This is a genomic window from Methylobacterium sp. BI1 (assembly GCF_056680125.1).
Window position 1 is genome coordinate 3,468,238 of sequence record NZ_CM155267.1, and the last position, 19,405, is coordinate 3,487,642.

The 19,405-nt window shown below is 69.6% G+C and carries 17 protein-coding genes and 1 pseudogene; 8 read left to right on the forward strand and 10 right to left on the reverse strand.

The genetic code is table 11. The features are described from left to right. Positions 1-12 precede the first annotated feature (12 nt). Positions 13-567, forward strand: coding sequence for a cytochrome b/b6 domain-containing protein (locus AC1MGR_RS16350; protein WP_108037196.1), 555 nt, complete (start codon positions 13-15; stop codon positions 565-567). 5 nt (positions 568-572) lie between these two features. After that, positions 573-1,268, forward strand: a complete 696-nt coding sequence (locus AC1MGR_RS16355) for a VIT1/CCC1 transporter family protein (protein WP_480232268.1) — start codon at positions 573-575, stop codon at positions 1,266-1,268. A gap of 241 nt (positions 1,269-1,509) precedes the next feature. Here the strand turns inward: AC1MGR_RS16355 and AC1MGR_RS16360 are convergent. The 5 genes and pseudogenes from AC1MGR_RS16360 to AC1MGR_RS16380 all read right to left on the reverse strand — a co-directional run. Then, positions 1,510-1,778 (reverse strand): annotated as a pseudogene (locus AC1MGR_RS16360) (hypothetical protein); the annotation flags it as partial. Positions 1,779-1,834: 56 nt separating this feature from the next. Then, entirely contained in the window at positions 1,835-3,373 is a 1,539-nt protein-coding gene (locus AC1MGR_RS16365; protein WP_480232269.1) for an amidohydrolase family protein, read from the reverse strand. Between the two features lie 49 nt (positions 3,374-3,422). Next, entirely contained in the window at positions 3,423-4,238 is an 816-nt protein-coding gene (locus tag AC1MGR_RS16370) for an ABC transporter ATP-binding protein (protein ID WP_480232270.1), read from the reverse strand. Then, entirely contained in the window at positions 4,235-5,164 is a 930-nt protein-coding gene (locus AC1MGR_RS16375) for an ABC transporter permease (protein ID WP_480232271.1), read from the reverse strand. Before AC1MGR_RS16375 ends, AC1MGR_RS16370 begins: the two co-directional genes overlap by 4 nt. Before the next feature lie 82 nt (positions 5,165-5,246). Beyond that, entirely contained in the window at positions 5,247-6,302 is a 1,056-nt protein-coding gene (locus AC1MGR_RS16380; RefSeq protein WP_108037211.1) for an ABC transporter substrate-binding protein, read from the reverse strand. Positions 6,303-6,818: 516 nt separating this feature from the next. On the opposite strand from AC1MGR_RS16380, the gene solA reads away from it, so the two are divergent. The 5 genes from solA to AC1MGR_RS16405 all read left to right on the forward strand — a co-directional run bounded on the left by solA (position 6,819) and on the right by AC1MGR_RS16405 (position 11,367). Continuing rightward, complete coding sequence (solA, locus tag AC1MGR_RS16385) at positions 6,819-7,988, forward strand: N-methyl-L-tryptophan oxidase (RefSeq protein WP_480232272.1); 1,170 nt, start codon at positions 6,819-6,821, stop codon at positions 7,986-7,988. Positions 7,989-8,119: 131 nt separating this feature from the next. Then, entirely contained in the window at positions 8,120-8,950 is an 831-nt protein-coding gene (locus AC1MGR_RS16390; protein ID WP_108037216.1) for a transporter substrate-binding domain-containing protein, read from the forward strand. A gap of 40 nt (positions 8,951-8,990) precedes the next feature. Beyond that, positions 8,991-9,737 carry an amino acid ABC transporter permease gene (locus AC1MGR_RS16395; protein WP_108037218.1) on the forward strand — a complete coding sequence of 249 codons (747 nt, stop codon included), beginning with the start codon at positions 8,991-8,993 and terminating at the stop codon, positions 9,735-9,737. Next, complete coding sequence (locus tag AC1MGR_RS16400) at positions 9,734-10,585, forward strand: amino acid ABC transporter permease (protein ID WP_108037220.1); 852 nt, start codon at positions 9,734-9,736, stop codon at positions 10,583-10,585. The genes AC1MGR_RS16395 and AC1MGR_RS16400 overlap by 4 nt, the downstream gene beginning before the upstream one ends. Positions 10,586-10,614: 29 nt before the next feature. After that, complete coding sequence (locus tag AC1MGR_RS16405; RefSeq protein ID WP_108037222.1) at positions 10,615-11,367, forward strand: amino acid ABC transporter ATP-binding protein; 753 nt, start codon at positions 10,615-10,617, stop codon at positions 11,365-11,367. A gap of 140 nt (positions 11,368-11,507) precedes the next feature. Here the strand turns inward: AC1MGR_RS16405 and gyrB are convergent, their stop codons facing one another. After that, positions 11,508-13,955 carry a DNA topoisomerase (ATP-hydrolyzing) subunit B gene (gene gyrB / locus AC1MGR_RS16410; protein ID WP_108037224.1) on the reverse strand — a complete coding sequence of 816 codons (2,448 nt, stop codon included), beginning with the start codon at positions 13,953-13,955 and terminating at the stop codon, positions 11,508-11,510. Between the two features lie 260 nt (positions 13,956-14,215). Continuing rightward, positions 14,216-14,860 carry an MBL fold metallo-hydrolase gene (locus AC1MGR_RS16415; protein WP_108037226.1) on the reverse strand — a complete coding sequence of 215 codons (645 nt, stop codon included), beginning with the start codon at positions 14,858-14,860 and terminating at the stop codon, positions 14,216-14,218. Between the two features lie 266 nt (positions 14,861-15,126). On the opposite strand from AC1MGR_RS16415, the gene AC1MGR_RS16420 reads away from it, so the two are divergent. Beyond that, a complete protein-coding gene (locus tag AC1MGR_RS16420; RefSeq protein ID WP_108037228.1) occupies positions 15,127-16,761 on the forward strand; it encodes an AarF/UbiB family protein in 1,635 nt (544 codons plus the stop codon). Positions 16,762-16,776: 15 nt separating this feature from the next. Here the strand turns inward: AC1MGR_RS16420 and AC1MGR_RS16425 are convergent, their stop codons facing one another. The 3 genes from AC1MGR_RS16425 to AC1MGR_RS16435 all read right to left on the reverse strand — a co-directional run bounded on the left by AC1MGR_RS16425 (position 16,777) and on the right by AC1MGR_RS16435 (position 19,212). After that, positions 16,777-17,076, reverse strand: coding sequence for a HigA family addiction module antitoxin (locus AC1MGR_RS16425; protein WP_480232273.1), 300 nt, complete (start codon positions 17,074-17,076; stop codon positions 16,777-16,779). A gap of 22 nt (positions 17,077-17,098) precedes the next feature. Beyond that, positions 17,099-17,380 carry a type II toxin-antitoxin system RelE/ParE family toxin gene (locus tag AC1MGR_RS16430; RefSeq protein WP_480232274.1) on the reverse strand — a complete coding sequence of 94 codons (282 nt, stop codon included), beginning with the start codon at positions 17,378-17,380 and terminating at the stop codon, positions 17,099-17,101. A 164-nt stretch (positions 17,381-17,544) separates the two neighbouring features. Further along, entirely contained in the window at positions 17,545-19,212 is a 1,668-nt protein-coding gene (locus AC1MGR_RS16435; protein ID WP_480232275.1) for an alpha-amylase family protein, read from the reverse strand. Positions 19,213-19,405: the final 193 nt, after the last annotated feature.

The following is a 19,405-nucleotide window of genomic DNA, read 5'->3' on the forward strand; positions in this document are numbered from 1 at the left end:
ACGAGGTCTGCGATGCATCCCCGACATCCGGTCTACGACGGCGTGACTATCACCCTGCACTGGCTGACGGCCGCGCTGGTGCTGGCGCTCTGGCTGATCGGCACCTTCCTGGAAGATCTCGTCCCGAAGGGCGCCCTCCGGTCCGGAATCTGGTCGGCCCATGTCGACCTCGGCTTCGTCCTCACCGGCGTCATCGTCGCCCTGCTGGCCTGGCGGCAGACCCGGGGACGTCGGCTGCCCGTCGCGGATCCCGGCCCCCTGCATGGGCTCGCCAAGGCGACCCACGCCGCCCTGTACCTGCTGCTCCTCGTCATCGCGGGCCTCGGCATCGCCAACGCCCTCGTGCGCGGCGTGAACCTGGGCGGTCCCCTTGCCCTGCCGAGGCTCGGCGACCCGGAGTGGCGCCGGCCGCTGACGCACTGGCACGGGCTCGCGGCCAACCTTCTCATGGCCGTTGCGCTGTTCCACGCTCTGGCGGCCCTGGTGCACCACTACCTCTGGCACGACGGCATCCTGCGCCGCATCCTGCCGGAACGAGGCCCCACCACTCCGACCGGGAGACCCTGACCGCCATGCGCCCACCCCACGCCGAGAGCCACCTGATCGACCGGATCGGCTGGCTGCGCGCCGCGGTCCTCGGGGCCAATGACGGGCTCGTCTCCACCGCGAGCCTGATCGTAGGCGTCGCGGCCTCGGCGGCGGCCACCGGCGAGATCCTGGTCGCCGGCACGGCCGGGCTGGTGGCCGGCGCGATGTCGATGGCGGCCGGCGAGTACGTCTCGGTCAGTTCCCAGTCCGACACCGAGCGGGCCGATCTCAGCCGCGAGCGCCGCGAGCTCGAACAGGACCCGGCCGCCGAGCGCGAGGAGCTGGCGGCGATCTACATCGGCCGCGGCCTGGACCGCGCGCTTGCGCTGCAGGTCGCCGACCAGCTCATGGCCAAGGACGCGCTGGGCGCCCATGCCCGGGACGAGCTCGGTATCTCGGAGTTCACGACGGCGCGTCCCATTCAGGCGGCGCTGACCTCGGCGGCGACCTTCTCGGCCGGAGCGGCGATGCCGCTCCTCGTGGCCGCGGTCTCGCCCACGGACCGCGTGGTCACCCTCGTCTCCGCCGCGTCGCTAGTGTTCCTCGCCGTCCTGGGGGCGCTCGGCGCGCGGGTCGGCGGCGCGCCGGTGCTGCGCGCGACCGCGCGCGTGGCGTTCTGGGGCGCCCTGGCGATGGCCGTCACGGCCGGCATCGGCCATCTCGCGGGCAAGGCCGTGTGAACGGTCGTCGCGCTCGGACGGGCGCCCATGCCAGGAACGGCCTCCTTTCCGCGAAGGATTCCGAACGCGGACCGGCAGCACACCACCCGGTGCCGCCGTTCCGGTGGCCACCCGACCCGGTCGCAGAGGGGACGGGCGTGACTCGACCCGATTCGAGCGTTCCGCCTGTCCCCTCGCGGATCCGGAAGCGGATGAAAGCCTCCATCTCCACGAACCGCAGGGCGAGCCGCAGGACCGACGGTCAGGGGCGGGTCAGGAAGCGCCTGGCGTGTTCCGATTGCGGATCGGTGAGGAAAGTCCCTGGCGGCGCGACCTCCCGGATACGGCCGCCCTCCATGAAGATGATCGTGTCGGCCACATCGCGGGCGAAGCGCATCTCGTGGGTCACGACGACCATCGGGAGGCCTTCCTTCGCGAGTTCGTGCCCTCCTTGGCGAGTTCGCGGATGACGCTGAGCACCTCCCCGACCATCTCGGGGTCGAGGGCACCGGTCGGCTCGTCGAACAGGATGTCCACTCGTCCTCGTGTCGGACCCCGTGTTTCCGTGGCGGATCGTGCGCGGGCCGTCAGGCGCGCGAGGACGGCGCGTAGAAGGGCTGGCGCGGGGTGTCGGGCAGGTAGCCGTCGTAGAAGGCCTTGACGTAGGGCGTGACGGCGCGCCCGAGTTCCCGCCGGGCGACCTCCTCGGGGGTCCGCGGCCGGCCGAGGGTTTCGGCGATCTCGGCGAGCACGGCATCGCGGTCGACCTGGGTGAAACGGCCGTCGGCGTAGACGATCCGCCCGTCGACGAAGACCGCATCGACGGCCCCCGTCTTGGCGCGCTGCATCAGCGCGTCGAGGATCGGGATGTCGGTGTCCTGGTAGGGATAGGTCGCCTTGTCGTAGTCGATCAGCACCGCGTCGAAGAAGCGGCCCGGATCGAGTCGGCCGATGCTCTGGCCGAAGGCCGTGGTCTTGGCGCCGTGCTCGGTCGCCATCCGCAGGACCTGCGGGCAGGTGGGCACGTCGTCGTCCATGCCGGGGGTACGGTGAGCCCGCAGGACGAGGCGCAGCTCCTGGAGCATGTCCCGATCCTCGTTGAGGCCCGCCTCGTCGAGGCCCATCCCGACGGTCATGCCCTTGGCCTCGTAGAGGTTGAGGGGCGCCACGCCGGAGCGCAGGCGGAAGTTCGACGAGCAGTTGTGGCAGATGCAGGTGCCGGTCTCGGCAGCGATATCGGCATCCTCCGCCGTCAGCCAGACACCGTGCCCGAGGGTCAGGTGCGGCCCGAGCACGCCGAGGTCGTGCAGGTGCCGCACGGCGGTCTTGCCGGTCCGGCGCCGGGCATATTCCTTCTGATAGGCGGTCTCGAGGAGGTGCATGTGCATGGGCACGCCGTGCTTGCGCGCGGTGGCATCGAGGGTCTGCAGCGCCTCGTCGCTGCACCAGTGCAGGTTGGCCGGGGCCAGCTGGATCCGGGTGAGGCGCTCGCCCGCGTTCTCCGCCTTCAGGGTCTCGAACAGGGTCAGGAAATCCGCGAACGGCATCGACTGCGCCTTGAGATGCGCCATCAGCTGCCCGGCGACGGGCTGGGGCAGGCGTTCGCAGAAGGCCTCGTCGGCCTCGTAGACGAGGCGGTTCTGCTCGCGCACGGCGTAGCAGTAGGAGGCCCGCATCCCGATCTTGCGATAGGCGCCGAGCACCTGCGAGGCCGCGCCGTGGACCTGCGCGTAGCCGCCGGCCATCCACCCGTGGATGTGCTGCACGGTGGTGACGCCGGAGGCGAGCATCTCGAAGGCGGAATAGAGGGTGTCGAGTTCGTGGTCGACCCGCTTGGCGGCGATGCGCGTGGCGAACCAGAGTTCCAGGGCGTGGTCGGGCGAGCCGAGTTGCAGGGGGGTGAGCCCGACATGGTGATGGCTGTTGACGAAGCCCGGCAGCATCACGTGGCGCGGGTAGCGATGCACGGTCGCGTCCGGTGCCTCGGCGCGCAGGGCCGCCGGATCGCCGACCTCGACGACGACGCCGTCCCGCACCAGCACGGCGGCATTGTCGTGGACGATCGGGGTATGCCGGTCCTGTACGCCCGTGACGATGGTGCGGGCCTCGACGATGATCTCGGTCATGCTGATCCTTCAGGCGGTTGAGAGCGATGGGGGCGGACGGGACCGGCGCTCAGCGCGCCTCCTGCTCCGCGAAGGCCCGGTCGACCTCGTCGGCGAGGAGTTCGCCGAAGCGGTCGCGCAGGTCGTGGAAGCGCGGGTCGCGGGGGTTGCGCGGGCGGGGCAGATCCACCGGCACGATGGTCTTCACCCGGCCGGGACGGGCGGTGAACACGACGACCCGATCCGCCAGCGCGACCGCCTCGTCGATGGAATGCGTGACGAGGACGATGGAGGCGCCGCTGTCGCGCCAGATCTGCAGCAGGAAGTCCTGCATCTTGGCGCGGGTCTGGACGTCGAGGGCCGCGAAGGGCTCGTCCATCATGAGGACCTTCGGGCGCAGGGCGAGCGCCCGGGCACAGGCGGCGCGCTGGCGCATACCCCCGGAGAGCTCGTCCGGCTTCTTGTCCATCATGTCGGCGAGGCCGACCCGCCGCAGCATCTCGGCGGCAATCTCCCGGCGCTTCAGCTTCTGGACCGCGCCGATGGAGAGGCCGAAGGCGACGTTGTCCAGGATCGTCAGCCAGGGGAACAGCGAGGCGTCCTGGAAGATCAGGCCGCGCTCGGCCGACGGCCCCGCGATCGGCAGGCCGTCCGCCTCCATCGTGCCGGCGCTCGCCGGCTCCAGCCCGGCGATCATGTAGAGCAGCGTCGACTTCCCGCAGCCGGAGGGGCCGAGGAAGACCACGAACTCGCCGGGGGCGATGTCGAGGTCGATGTCCCGCAGGGCCTGGACGGGGCTGCGTCCGGCGGGCGTCCAGGTCTTGCCGACACCCGACAGGTTCACGGCCGGGCGGCGGAGCGCGGGGGTCCGGACCGGAGCGTTCATCGACCGCCTCCCTGGGGGGCGATCCACCACAGCATCCGGGCCTGGACCTGGCGCAGGGCCCAGTCGAAGCCGAAGCCGAGCAGGCCGATGATCGCCATGGTGAAGAAGCTGAGGCGGGCGTTGAAGGTCGAGCGGGCGAGCGAGACGATCTGCCCGAGGCCGCTGCCGACGCCCACCGCCTCCGCGATCAGCACCACCATCCAGGCGGCGAACAGGTTGAGGCGCAGGGTCATGAACAGCCCCGGCAGGATCGCCGGCAGCACCACCCGGACGAAGGTCTGGCGCGCATCCGCGCCCATGATGCGGGCGACGTTGAGATAGGTGACCGGCACCGCCGCGATCTGCGCGCTCGTCGTCAGCGCGATCGCGAAGAAGAGCGTGATGAACACGAGGAAGATCGCCGGGACGTCGCCGATGCCGAACACGAAGATCGCCACCGGCAGCCAGGCCACCGGCGAGATCGGCGCCAGCAGGAGCACCGTGGGCAGGACGAGGTTGCGGAACAGCCGGACATAGTGGAGCAGCGCGCCCACCAGTACGCCGCCGACGAAGCCGAGGACGAGACCGACCGTGACCCGCATGGTCGTCCACCCGATGGTGGCGAGGAGCGGCATCACGCCCCCGCCCTCGCTGCGGCTGCCGATCCGGTTGGACCGGTCGAAGTACTTCAGGGTCGCGGGCAGGTCGGCGAGGAACAGGTGCGGGGGCGGCAGGAGCAGCGGGTTCAGGAACCCGAGGGCCCAGAGGGCCTCCCACAGGCCGGCGAACAGGCCGAGGGAGGCGAGGCTCCAGCCGAGGGTCGCCAGACCCGCGCGCAGGCGGGGGTATCGCGGGGGAGCCAAGGCCCGCCCCTGTCCCGGAGCCGCCTGCGCGGCCTGTGCGGGAACCGGCGTCGCTGCGCCGAGGGAAACGTCCGTCGCGGCCATGAGGCTGCCTTTCGGAGGATCGGGAATCGGGCGGAAGATCGGGAATCGGGTCCGGCACCGGGGCCGGGAGACGCGGGGTCCGTCAGGCCGATTTCAGCTTTAGCCCGTCATAGAGCGGCCGGTTCTCGGCGATGACCTGCTCCATCAGGCTCCAGTCGAAGGCATCCGGCCCGGGCGCCGTCTTGACGTAGCCCATCTCCTTCATCGACTGTCCGCGGGCGATGATGAAGTCGGTCTGGTTGCGCTGATCCGTGCAGACGGGTTGCTTGGCGGAGGCATCGACCGCCGCCTCCATGGTGGTCTTGTAATAGGTGCCGACGGTGTCCTTCAGCGCCGCGGCGCGATCGGATTCGATCTGCGACTGCGCGGTGAACAGGGCCTTGATCACCGCCCGTACGGTGGCGGGGCTCTTCTCGATCAGCGGCGTCCGGGCCGCCAGGACGCAATCGGAATAGCCGGCGCCGTAGACGTCGGTTCCGTCCGAGAGGAGCGTGGCGCCCTTGCGCGACTGCAGGCACTGCGTGGCGTAGGGCTCGATATGGCAGATCGCATCGACCGCGCCGGCGATGAAGGCCTGGGCTAGCTCAGGTGAGGTATCGAGGTAGCGTATGTCGAGGTCCTGGAAGGTCAGTCCGGCCTTCTTGAGGTAGTCGAACGGCAGGACCTCGAGGGTGTCCGCCTGGAAGGTGCCGAGGGTCTTGCCCTTCAGGTCGGCCGCGGACCGGATGCCCTCCCGGGCCACGATCATGCAGCCCTGGACACCGCCGCCGGCGACGATCTTCACCGGGGCGCCGGCATCGTACAGGGTCATGAAGTTCGAGTACGGGATCATCGACATGTCGACGAGCCCGGCACCGAACATGGTCGTGATCTCGGCGTTCGAGGGCGTCACCACGAAATCCAGGCTGACCCCGTCGCCCTCCGTCAGTTTGCGCTCATGGGCGAGGAACATGCCGAGGTTGCAGAAGCCGGACCCGTGGGTCGCCTTGACGGTGGTCGTCGCGCCCGCCGCGGCGGCCGGTGCGACTAGGGCCGCGAGATGGGCCGGCAGCGCGATGGCGGCGCTCGCCGATCCCGCCGCGCGGAGAAGGCCACGTCGGGAGAAGCGTTGAAAGAACAGGCCGTCACGTTCGCACATGATGCTCTCCGATCCCGCAGAGGGCGATGGCACCGCGACCGTTCGGTCTGCCAGACGCAGGGCTGCATCGAGGAGGGCATGATGCAGTCGGACCGGGCAGCACCGTCCAGGACGGGCATCGTCGGATGGGCACGCCAACCCATGAGAGCCGATGGCTCTGCGCTGCCCGCCGACTCATGCAAGGCGTGCGCCAAGCCGCCTGCCCCGGCCGTTCGCCGTCCGATCCATTCGCCCGAAGCCGAATCCATCGCGCGAAGCCGGATCCATCGCGCGAAGACCTGTTCCTGCAGGTCTTGATCGACGAGCATAATGCAGGAACGCGCATTTTTACTGTGATCGATCTCGGAGGATATCGACGGACGACATTGCGCGCGGTCGATCTCCGCGGCCCGCGACCGCCGCCTCCGCGACCGATCGCGGCTGGGCCCGGCATCCCGCCGGGCGCATTGCCTCAGGATCGATTTTCCCGCAAGCGAACGGCATTCTCCCCGAGGGCGGACCGGAGCGCATCCTGCGATGGAAGACCGTTTTGAGATTGCCGTCGTCGGACTCGGCGCCATGGGCAGCGCGGCCCTCTATCAACTGGGCTTGCGCGGGGCGAAGGCGGTCGGCCTCGATCGCTTCGCCCCGCCGCATACCTCGGGGTCGAGCCACGGCGAGAGCCGCATCACCCGGCAGGCCGTCGGCGAGGGCCGCGCCTACGTCCCCTTCGTCCTGGCCTCCCACCGGATCTGGCGGAGCCTGGAGGCGGAGACCGGCGAAACGCTGCTGACGACCTGCGGCGCGCTCGTGATGGGGCCGGGCAGCGGTGTATCCTCGCATCACGGGAAGCCGGATTTCGTCGGGCGCTCGATCGATGCCGCGAGGGCTTTCGCGATCCCGCACGAGGTTCTCGACGGGCGCGAGGTGGCGCGCCGCTTTCCGCAGTTCCGCAATCTCAGCGGCGACGAGAGGGCGTATTACGAGCCGGGCGGCGGCTACGTCCGGCCCGAACGCTGCATCGCCGCGCAGCTCCACCGGGCCGGCGCGCTCGGTGCCGAGATCCGCACCGGAACGACGGTGCGATCGATCCTCCAGGAGCCGGGCGGTGTCCGGATCGAGACCGATCGCGGCGTCCTCCAGGCCGATCAGGTGGTGGTCTCCGCCGGGGCCTGGACCGCGCCCCTGCTCGGCGCGCCCTTCACGGACCTGCTCACCGTCAACCGCCAGCTGCTGCACTGGTACGCCCTCGACGACGCCTCGGCCTACGGGTCCGATGCGCCGGTCTTCATCTGGATGCACGGTTCCGGCGACACGGACTACCTCTACGGCTTCCCGCCCCTGCCGGGGGAGACCGCGGTGAAGGTCGCCACCGAGCAGTACGAGACCTCGACGCAGGCCGAGGCCCTCGACCGCGTCGTGAGCCCCGCGGAATCCGCCGCGATGCACCGACACCACGTGGCGGGCCGGCTCGCCGGCGCGTCGGCGCGGGTCACCCGGGCCGCCGCCTGCCTCTACACCGTGACGCCCGACCGGGGCTTCATCATCGACCGCCACCCGCGGATGGACCGGGTCCTCGTCGTGTCGGCCTGCTCCGGGCACGGCTTCAAGCACTCGGCCGGCATCGGCGAGGCCGTGGCCGAGGAGATGCTGGAGGGCGGCCGGCGCATCGATCTCGCACCTTATACGCTCGCGCGGTTCGGCTGATCCCCACAGCAATGGCCTGCCGATTGCTTGACCGGATCGGACCCGACAGGGCAGTCTTCCCGTAGAACGCGCGTCGAGCCCCGGTCTCGTCTCCGGTCGAGCCGGATGTGCTCAGCAGAAGGTATCCTTCCATGCACAAGCCGACTGTGACGTGTCTCGGCTCAGGTCTGCTCGCGGCGGCCATCCTGCTGTCCGCTTCCCTGGCGACGGCGGCGGATGGGATCGAGGCGATCAAGCAGCGCGGGACCCTCATCGTCGGCGTGAAGGCGGATTACCGGCCCTTCGGCTTCCGCGATCCGAGCGGGGCGATCATCGGGCTCGAACCGGACCTGGCCGCCGACGTCGCCAAGCGCCTCGGCGTGAAGCTCGAGCTCGTGCCGGTGGTCTCCTCCAACCGGATCGAGTTCCTGCAGCAGGGCAAGGTCGACCTCCTCATCGCCACGCTCTCGGACAAGCCGGAGCGCCGCCGCGTGGTGCAGGCGATCGACCCGCAATACTATTCCGACTTCGTCAACGTGATGCTGCCCAAGAAAGCCGGCATCACCGACTGGGCGCAGCTGAAGGGCAAGCCCCTCTGCGCCACCTCGGGCGCCTGGTACAACAAGGACGTGGCCCGGACCTACGGTGCGGAGATCGTCGCATTCGACGGCTCCGAGAAGCCGCTCTTCGCGCTCAAGCAGGGCAATTGTCTCGGCTACGTCTACGACCAGAGCATGCTGCAGGGGAAACTCCTCGATGCCGACTGGAAGGCGGATTACGGGCTGCCGCTGAAGGGCATCCTCGACGCCCCCTGGATGATGGCGGTGGCGCTCGGCAACAGCGCGCTGCAGGGCCTCCTGGAGACGACGACCAAGGATTGGATGAAGTCCGGCTTCATCGTCGAGGAGGAGAAGAAGTGGGGCATCGAGCCGACGGAATACTCGAAGGCGATGCACGAGAAGTACAAGAACGCGACCAACTGAACCGCGCCGGGCCGAACGACCGGCCGTTTCGAGGAGCACGATGGACGCCGTTCCGAACTGGTTCCGGGGCCTCTACGAGACCACGGGCTACAACTTCACGGTCTTCTACGATTCCTATGACTGGAACCGCTACGTCAACGGCCTGAAGACCACCCTTCTGCTCGCGGTGACGACGATCCTGGCGAGCCTCGTCATCGGCGCCGTGGGCGCGCTCCTGCAGGGCGGCCCTTCCCGGCTCCTGCGCGGCCTCGTCAACGGCTTCGTCGTCGTGTTCCGCAATACGCCGCCCCTGGTGCAGATCTTCTTCTTCTACTTCGGGCTCGGCACCCTGCTGCCGGCCACCCAGACCGCCGACGGCCTGCGCGTGCCGCTCCTCGACAACGTGCAATGGGCCATCGTCTCGCTGGCCCTGTTCGCCGGGGCCTTCAACGTCGAGATCTTCCGCTCGGGCATCGAGGCGGTGCCGCGCACCACCGTCGAGGCGGCCGAGTCCCTCGGCTACACCCGGCTCAAGGCCTACCTCTACGTCGTGCTGCCGCTCGCCCTCCGGGTCTGCCTGCCGGCCCTGAACAACAACCTGATCAACCTCCTCAAGACCACCACCCTGGCCTACGCCATCGCGGTGCCGGAGACGCTCTACGCGGTGAAGCAGATCTGGTCGGAATCGCAGAACGTGCTGGAGATGATGGTCGTCCTGCTGGCGACCTACGCCGTCCTCGTCGGCGTCCTGGTCTGGCTCATGCACCGCTGGGAGCGGGCCCTGCGGATCCCGGGCTACAGCCGGTGAAGGCGCCGGCGCGGACCCGAGGCGACCTGCCGGTGCTGCTGCCGTTCCGGGTCTCGCGTACCCGGGCCCGGTTCGCCCCCGGCCCGGTGCAGGCCTGGCTCCTCGGCGCGTGGCTCGCCGGCCTCGTTCTCGTGATGCCCGCCTTCGCGCAGGGCGCCGACGCGGTGCTGTCGCCGCTCCAGGTGATCCTGCGCTGGGCACCGCTGCTGCTCACGGGCTTTGCCTTCAACGTCGCGATCTCGCTGGTGGCGATGCTCCTCGGGACGGGGGCGGGAATCGGGCTGGGCCTCGCCCTGGTCAGCGAGGGGCCGATCCTGCGCCGCGTCGCCTGGGGCCTGACGCAGTTCTTCCGCAACGTGCCCTGGCTGGTGCTGCTGTTCTTCGTGATGTTCCTGGTGCCGTTCCAGGTCACGGTGTTCGGCCTGCGCGTGCCGCTGCCCGACTGGGTCAAGGCGACGGTCGGGTTCGCGCTGCCGGTGATGGCCAACGTCGCCGAGATCGTGCGCGGCGCCGTGCGCTCCGTGCCGGCCACCCAGTGGGAAGCGGCCGAATCCCTGGCGTTCACCCGGCGCCAGACGCTGTTCCGCATCATCCTGCCCCAGTGCCTGAAGCGGATGCTGCCCCCCTGGATGAACGTCTACGCCCTGATCGCGATGGCCACCGTGCAGGCCTCGATCGTGGGCGTCACCGAGATGCTGACGCTGACGGCGCAGGTGCACGCGGCGGAAGGGGGCCGGCCCGAACTGTTCGCGCCGCTCTACGGCTTCGCCCTTCTGTGCTTCTTCCTCTACTGCTACCCGATCGACCGGCTGACCGCGCGCCTGGAGCGGCGGTTCGAGACGGCGTGAGGCCTCCCCTGTCCGATGGTGCGTCCCCGATGTCGCGTGTCCCGCCCGCCGATCGCCCGATCGTGCAGTTGCTCGACGTGCACAAGGCCTTCGGCGAGGCCGAGGTCCTCAAGGGCATCAGTTTCGACGTGCGCCGGGGCGAGGTCGTCTGCATCATCGGGCCGTCGGGCTCGGGCAAGTCGACGCTGATCCGCTGCATCAACGCCCTCGTGCCGGTCACCTCCGGCACCATCCGGGTCGACGGGATCGAGGTGGTCGATCCGAAGCTCGACAAGCTGGCCCTGCGCCGCAAGGTCGGCATGGTGTTCCAGCAGTACAACCTGTTTCCGCACAAGACGGCGCTGCAGAACGTCATGATGGCGCCCATCCACGTGCTCGGCCAGGACAAGCGGGAGGTCGAGGCCCGGGCACGGGCGCTCCTCGCCAAGGTGCGGCTCGCCGGCAAGGAGGCGGCCTATCCGGGCGAGATGTCGGGCGGGCAGCAGCAGCGGGTCGCCATCGCCCGCTCGCTGGCGATGCGGCCGGACGTGATGCTGTTCGACGAGGTCACCGCCGCGCTCGATCCCGAGACGGTCAAGGAGGTGCTGGTCACCATCCGCGAACTGGCCGAGGAGGGCATGACCTGCCTCCTCGTCACCCACGAGATGAACTTCGCCCGCGAGGTCGCCGACCACGTCTACTTCACCGATCGCGGCGTCATCGTCGAGCACGGTCCCCCCGGGACCCTGTTCTCGTCCGCCGTCGATCCGCGCACCCGACGATTTCTATCCCAGGTGCTCTGAGGACCCCGCCCGGGGCAGGCCGGAAAGCCCGGGGCATCGCCCCCCGGCCTGCCCGGAAGGCGGCCGGTCGCTCGCGACCCGGCGCCGGCGCGCATCGTTTCGGCTCCGAGGTCTCGAAGCGGACATCGACGCCGCCGTCCTCAGACGTCCAGGTTGGCGACGCTGAGGGCGTTGTCCTGGATGAACTCGCGGCGGGGCTCGACCACGTCGCCCATCAGCTTCACGAACAGGTCGTCGGCGTCCTGGGTGTCCTTCACCTTGACCTGCAGGAGTGAGCGCACGTCGCGGTCGAGGGTGGTTTCCCAGAGCTGCTGGGCCGTCATCTCGCCGAGGCCCTTGTAGCGCTGGAGCTGCAGGCCCTTGCGGCCGAAGGCCATCACCGCCTCGAACAGGCCGACGGGCCCGTGCAGGGTGGTCTCGTCACCCTTGCGGGCGTAGGTGACGGGCTGGTCGTAGATCTCGCGGAGGGCCTCCGCCCGGTCGGTGAGGCGGCGGGCCTCCTGGGAGGCCAGCAGCGCCGCGTCCAGGGTCGCCACCTGGCGCACGCCGCGCAGGGTGCGGCTGAGGACGTAGCCGCCCTCCGCGACGGAGCCTTCCCAGCCGCGCTCGATGTCGTCGGCAATCCGGTCCATGCGCCGGGCGACCTCCTCGGCCAGCACCTCGGCCTCGGCCGCGTTCTCGTCGACATTGGCCCGGAAGGCGCCGGCGATCAGGGCCTGCTCGACCACGGCGCGGTCGTAGCGGGTGTGGAGCGCCTGCATCAGGCTTCTGAACTGGCGGGCCTCCTCCACCAGGGACTTCAGCTGCGCGCCGCCGAACTCGGTGCCGGAGGCCAGCCGCAGCACGGCGCCCTCGACGCCGGCGTCGATGAGGTAATCCTCCAGCGCCCGCTCGTCCTTGAGGTAGAGCGCCGACTTGCCCTTGGCGGCTTTGTAGAGGGGCGGCTGGGCGATGTAGAGGTGCCCGCGCTCGATCACCTCCGGCATCTGCCGGAAGAAGAAGGTCAGCAGCAGGGTGCGGATGTGCGAGCCGTCCACGTCGGCATCCGTCATGATGATGATGCGGTGGTAGCGCAGCTTGTCGGGGTTGAAGCCCTCGCGGTCCGTGGACGAGCGGCCGATGCCGGCGCCCAGCGCCGTGATCAGCGTGCCGATCTCGGCCGAGGACAGCATCCGGTCGGCGCGCACCCGCTCGACGTTGAGGATTTTTCCACGCAACGGAAGAACGGCCTGGAAGGTCCGGTCCCGGCCCTGCTTGGCCGAGCCGCCGGCGGAGTCGCCCTCCACCAGCAGGATCTCGCATTTCGAGGGGTCGCGCTCTTGGCAGTCGGCGAGCTTGCCCGGCAGGGAGGCGATGTCGAGGACGCCCTTGCGGGTCACGGTCTCGCGGGCCTTGCGCGCCGCCTCGCGGGCCGAGGCCGCCATGATGACCTTGGCCATCACCGAGCGGGCGAGCGCCGGGTTCTCCTCCAGCCAGTTCGAGAGGCCCTCGTTGAGGACGTTCTCCACGGCCGGCCGCACCTCGGAGGAGACGAGCTTGTCCTTGGTCTGCGACGAGAATTTCGGGTCCGGCACCTGCACGGAGATCACGGCGGTGAGGCCCTCGCGGCAATCCTCGCCGGTGAGCGAGATCTTCTCGCGCTTGGCGATGCCCGAGGACTCGGAATAGCCGGTGATCTGCCGGGTCAGGGCCGCGCGGAACCCGGCCATGTGGGTGCCGCCGTCGCGCTGCGGGATGTTGTTGGTGAAGGGCAGCACGGTCTCGTTGAAGGAGTCGTTCCACCAGAACGCGACCTCGACGCGGATGTTGTCGCGCTCGGCCCGCACCATCACGGGCTTCTGCATGCCCTCGATCGGTTTGCGCGAGCGGTCGAGGTAGCGCACGAAGGCCTCGATCCCGCCCTCGTAGAACAGCTCCTCGCGCTTGTGCTCGGCGTGGCGGGCGTCGGTGAGGACGATGCGCACGCCGGAATTGAGGAAGGCGAGCTCGCGCAGGCGCTTCTCCAGCGTCGCGTAGTCGAACTCGATCATCGTGAAGGTGTCGGTGGAGGGCAGGAACGACACCTCGGTGCCGCGCCGGCCGTTGCCGTCGCCCACGATGATCAGCGGCGAGACCGCGTCGCCGTGGCGGAACTCCATGGCGTGCTCCTTGCCGTTGCGCCAGATGCGCAGGCGGAGCCATTGCGAGAGAGCATTGACCACCGAGACGCCGACGCCGTGCAGGCCGCCGGAGACCTTGTAGGAGTTCTGGTCGAACTTACCGCCCGCGTGCAGCTGGGTCATGATGACCTCGGCCGCCGAGACCCCCTCCTCCTTGTGGATGTCGGTGGGGATGCCGCGGCCGTTGTCGGAGACCGTGACCGAGCCGTCGGCGTTCAGCGTGACGGTGACGAGGTCCGCGTGACCCGCGAGCGCCTCGTCGATGGCGTTGTCGACCACCTCGTAGACCATGTGGTGCAGGCCCGAGCCGTCGTCGGTGTCGCCGATATACATGCCGGGGCGCTTGCGCACCGCGTCGAGGCCCTTGAGGACCCGGATGGATTCCGCGCCGTAGGCATCGGCGGCGAGGTTGTGGGAACTGTCGGACATGAACTTCCTCGGGCAGGCGGGCATTCAGGCCGGGTTTGCCGGCCCGGGCGGGGCTGGCCGGCCCAGGCCGGGCCCCCGCCGCCTGCGTTTCTTCTTGACCCAGGCAATATAAGCATTTCCCACTGGAAATGCATCGTTTCCGGCGCTCCGGGAGGCTGGAAACGACGGGATGATGGGGGGCGGACTTTAACGATGGGTCAAGGGTGCCGGACCGGGGCGCCGCGGGCGAGCCCGGACCCGACATGCGGCGCCTGCGGACGCTAATCCTGCAGGAACGGGTTCGACACGCGCTCCTCGCCGAGCGTGCTGGTGGGGCCGTGGCCGGGGATGAAGGCGACGTCGTCGCCCAGCGGCAGGACCTTGTCCTTGATGGCCCGGATCAGCTGATCGTGGTTGCCGCCCGGCAGGTCGGTGCGGCCGACCGAGCCCTTGAACACCACGTCGCCCACCAGGGCGAAGCGGGCGTCGCGGCTCATGAAGACCACGCTGCCGGGGGAGTGCCCGGGTGCGTGCAGGATGTCGAAGGCCAGGCCGCCGACCTCGACCACGTCGCCGTCGGCGAGCCAGCGGTCCGGCGTCACCACGCGGGCGCCGTCGAGGCCGTAATTGGCGCCCGTTTCCGGCAGGCTGTCGAGGAGGTAGCGGTCGGCCTCGTGCGGCCCCTCGATCGGGACGCCGAGGCGCTCGCGCAGCTCGGCCGCGCCGCCGGCATGGTCGATATGCCCGTGGGTGAGCAGGATCTTCTCGATGGTGATGCCCTGGGCGGCGATCGCCGCCTCGATCCGGTCGAGGTCGCCGCCCGGATCGACCACGGCGCCGACCTTGGTCTCGTCCGACCAGATCAGGGTGCAGTTCTGCTGGAAGGGGGTCACCGGAATGATTCCGGCGCGGGGCGTGCCTGGCATCGCTGGTCTCGCGGGATGGCGCCGCGGCGGCGCGAGGGTTCGGCGCCGCCGGAGCGCGGGGTGGGCGTGAGCGCGCGCGAAGCCGCGGCGCCGGTGGCGGCCTGTCTAGCCCGAGATCGGTGCGGGCGCGAATCCGCCGCGCATTCCGCGGACCCACGGTCAAACTTCGGCCTCGCCACGGGCCTAACGGGGCCTTAACCACGGTCCGGCCGCACGCCTCGCCGGGCGAGCCACCGTCCCCTTCCCCATCCGGGCCCCTTGCGCACATGCTGAAAACCGCCTTCGTCGCCGCACGGGACCGGCAGCGCCTCGGGGAGATCGCGTCCGTCCTCATCGGCTTCGGCGTCACCAAGGTGGTCGAGCGCCTCGGCCTCGCCCAGGTGGCGCGCCTCGCCAAGCGCCGAACGCCGCAGGTGGACATCGCCCGCCTGTCGCAGCCCCAGCGGGTGCGCCGGGCGATCGAGACCCTGGGTCCGACCTTCGTCAAACTCGGCCAGATCCTGGCGAGCCGGCCCGACCTCCTGACCCCGGAATGGACCGAGGAACTGGAGAAGCTCCACAGCCAGGTCTCGCCGATCCCCTGGGAGCGCATCCGGCCCCAGCTGGAGGAGGATCTGGGGGCTCCCCCCTTGGAAGTCTTCGCCGAGTTCGACACCACGCCCCTGGCCGCCGCCTCCATCGCCCAGGTCTACCGCGCCCGCCTGCAGACGGGCGAGGAGGTGGTGGTGAAGGTGCTGCGCCCGGGCCTGCGCAAGACCATCGAGGCGGACCTGCGCCTGATGGGCCACGCCACCCGCATCGTCGTGGACGAGTGGCCGGAATTCGGGCGCTACCAGCCCCAGGAGCAGATGCGCCACCTCGCCAGCGGCCTCTACGGCGAGCTCGACCTCATCAACGAGGCGCGCAACTGCGAGACCATCGCGGCGATCTTCGCCGACCGCGACGACATTGTGGTGCCCAAGATCCACTGGGAATGGACCTCCGAGCGGGTGCTGGTGCAGGAATTCGTGCACGGCATCCCGCCCAACGACCATGCCCGCCTGGACGCCGCCGGCTACGACAAGGTGCTGCTCGCCCAGAAGGGCACCGACGCCTTCCTGCAGATGGCCCTGATCGAGGGCGTGTTCCACGCCGACCCGCATCCCGGCAACATGCTGATCATGCCGGACAACCGGATCGGCTTCATCGACTTCGGCATCATCGGGCGCCTGTCCCAGCGCCGGCGGACCCAGCTCCTGATGCTGATCGGCGCCATGCTCAAGGAGGATTCCGACGGGCTGATGGCCGTGCTCCTCGACTGGAGCGGCTCGAGCAACCCGGACCTGACCAAGCTCGAGGCCTCGTCGCAGGCCTTCGTCGCCCGCCACACCGGCGCCACCCTCGATTTCGGGGCGCTGCTCACCGACTTCATGACCATGGCCCGCGAGAACGACCTCGCCATGCCCACCGACCTCGCCATCCTGTTCAAGGGGCTGGTGACGGCCGACGGCGTGATGCGCCAGCTCGACCCCGGCTTCGACCTGTTCTCGGCCGCCGGCCCCACCGTGAAGCGCAAGCTCGCCTCGCAGTTCTCGATCAAGGGCCTGACCCGCAAGGTCGAGGCGGTGGGCGCGGGCCTGTTCGGCGCGGCCTCGGAGCTGCCGACCCTGATCCACCTCATGCTGGTGCGCCTGAAGCAGGGCCGGGTCACCGTCGAGATCGAGCTCAAGGGCATCGAGAAGCTCACCCGCGGCATCGAGCGCGCCGCCGCCCGCATCGCGGTGGCGCTCATCGTCGCCGCCTTCGCGACGCAGCTCGCCCCGCGCTTCATGGACCTCGGCACGCCCGCCTTCATCACCGTCGGCGCCGTGGTCTGCGTGATCGGGATCGGCTGGTTGGTGCTGCTCGGGCGCAACAAGTAGCGCCTCGGGCGATCCTCAGGACGGCGCGGCCGATTCGGCCTCGCGGGGCCGGATGCCGGAGTAGTCCACCGTCGCCCGCGCCTTCGAGAGGTCGTGGGCGTTCTGCAGGTTGAGCCAGAACTGAGGCGTGGTTCCGAACCGGACGCCGAGCCGGATCGCGGTGTCGGCGGTGATGCCGCGTCGCCCGCGGATGATCTCGGAGACGCGATTGGCCGGGACCCCGATCTCCGCCGCGAAGGACCGCGCGGAGAGGTCGAGCGGCGTCAGGTACTCCTCCACGAGGATTTCGCCGGGATGGGTGCGGATGCGGGCCATGGCCGATCTCCTGTGCGGTCTTTCAATGATAGTCGACGATCTCGACGTGCTCCGGGCCCTGCTCCGTCCAGACAAAACAGATCCGCCACTGATCGTTGATGCGGATACTGTACTGGCCGGCGCGGTTTCCCTTCAGAAGCTCCAGCCGGTTTCCCGGCGGTGAGCGCAGATCGTCCAGGGTGGTCGCCGCGTCGAGCATATCGAGCTTGCGGGTCGCAACCTTCGCAAAGGCGCGCCACTGACGATGGCAGGGGCCACCATCGAAGAGCGCCTCGGTGTGCTTGTCTGCGAAGCTCTGGATCATGGGTTTTGTACGCGATACGTTAAACGTATCGATCATTCGTGGTGTTTGCAAGTGTGGGATGCCGGACCTCCGTGGTGTCTTCCACATACGAAGGATCGACTGTGCCTTGTGGTCAGCTGCAGCCCGTCAGTCTGGTGCTGCTGGGGCGTGACAGGGAGACCGGTTCACCCCACCCGCCGCTTCAGCGGCGCGTCGAGGCCGCCGACGCGGAACCAGTGGTAGCCGTAGCGCTCCATCATCAGGCAGTGGCGGCCCTCGGCGTCCGCCTCGCAGCGGCGGCCGGTGAGGAGGTCGACGAGGAGGTGGCCCTCCGGCCCCTCGAGTCCGGCCGAGAGTTCGATCTCCATCGGCGTGCCCGCGAGGTTGTGCACGCAGAGCACGGAGTTGCCCTCCCAGTCGTAGCGGATCGCCAGGATCGCCGGAGAGGCCGTCTCGATCACCGCGAAGTCGCCCCAGCCGATCTCCGGCACCTCCTTGCGGGTGCGGATCACGCTCTCCATCCAGTTCAGGAGGGAGCCCCGGTCGTGGCGCTGGCGCGCCACGTTGACGTGGTCGAAGCCGTAGGCGCCGTGGTCGATCACCGGCAGGGTCGGGGTCTCGCTCTTGGTGAAGCCGCCCTGGGCCTCGCCGCTCCACTGCATCGGCGTGCGGGCGCATTCGCGCTCCTTGAGCGAGAGGTCGTCGCCCATGCCGATCTCGTCGCCGTAGCGCAGCACCGGGGTGCCCGGCAGGGTGAACATCAGCGAATAGGCGAGCTCGATGCGCTGCTGGTCGCCCCCGAGCATCGGGGCGAGGCGGCGCCGGATGCCCCGGTCGTAGAGCTGCATCCCCTTCTCGGGCCCGAAGGCGGAAAACACCGCCTGGCGCTGGGCCTCGGTGAGGCGCCCGAGGTCGAGCTCGTCGTGGTTGCGCAGGAACACCGCCCACTGGGCGGAATCGGGCCGGTTCCAGGTCTTGCGCATGGCCTTGGCCAGGGGGCGCCCGTCGCCGGCGGCGAGGCCGTAGAACAGGGCCTGGTTGACCTGGAAGTTGAACAGCATGTGGAGCCGGTCGGCGTCGTCGCCGAAATAGTCGAGGTCCTTCTTGGGCAGGATGTTGGCCTCGCCCAGGATGATGGCGTCGCCCTGGCGCCATTGCAGGAACTCGCGGAAGTCGCGCAGCATGTCGAACTGCTCGTCGGGCTCGCCCGTGACCTCCGGCCCCTTCTTGGCGATGACGAACGGCACCGCGTCCATGCGGAAGCCCGAGACGCCGAGCTGGATCCAGAAGCCCATGATCTTCTGGATCTCGGCCCGCACCGCCGGGTGGGCGGTGTTGAGATCCGGCTGGAACGGCATGAAGCGGTGGAAGTAATAGGCCCCCGCCTTGGCGTCGCGGGTCCAGGTGGTGGTCTGCACGCCGGGAAAGACCATGCCCTCGTCGGCGTGGGGCGGCTTGGTCTTCGACCAGACGTACCAGTCCCGGTAGGGCGAATCCGGGTCCGAGCGGGCCGACTGGAACCAGGGATGCTGGTCCGAGGTGTGGTTGACCACGAGGTCGATGAGGACGCGCAGGCCCCGCTGCTTGGCCGCGTGGGTGAAGGCGACGAAGTCGCCCAGCGAGCCGTAATCCGGGTCGACGCCGTAATAGTCGGTGATGTCGTAGCCGCCGTCGCGCTTCGGCGAGGGCTGGAACGGCATCAGCCAGATCGCCGTGATGCCGATGCCCTGGAGGTAGTCGAGCCGGCGCTCCAGCCCGGCGAAGTCGCCGATCCCATCGCCGTTTCCGTCGAGGAAGGTCCGCACCGACAGGCAGTAGACGACGGCGTTCTTGTACCACAGGTCCTTGATCATGCCGTCATCCCCGGGGGCGGGCGCCCCGGGCCACAACGCGGCCCCGTGCGAAAGCGTTGCCGTAGGCGCGGGCGGGCGCGCGACCCGGAGCCTGGCCGTGCGCCCGGCCCTGCCGCAACGCCCCAAGCGTGGCCGTCCCGTCCTTAAATCAGCCGCCTTATGCAGCGCATCTGCCACGCTCCGGCGCGCGGCC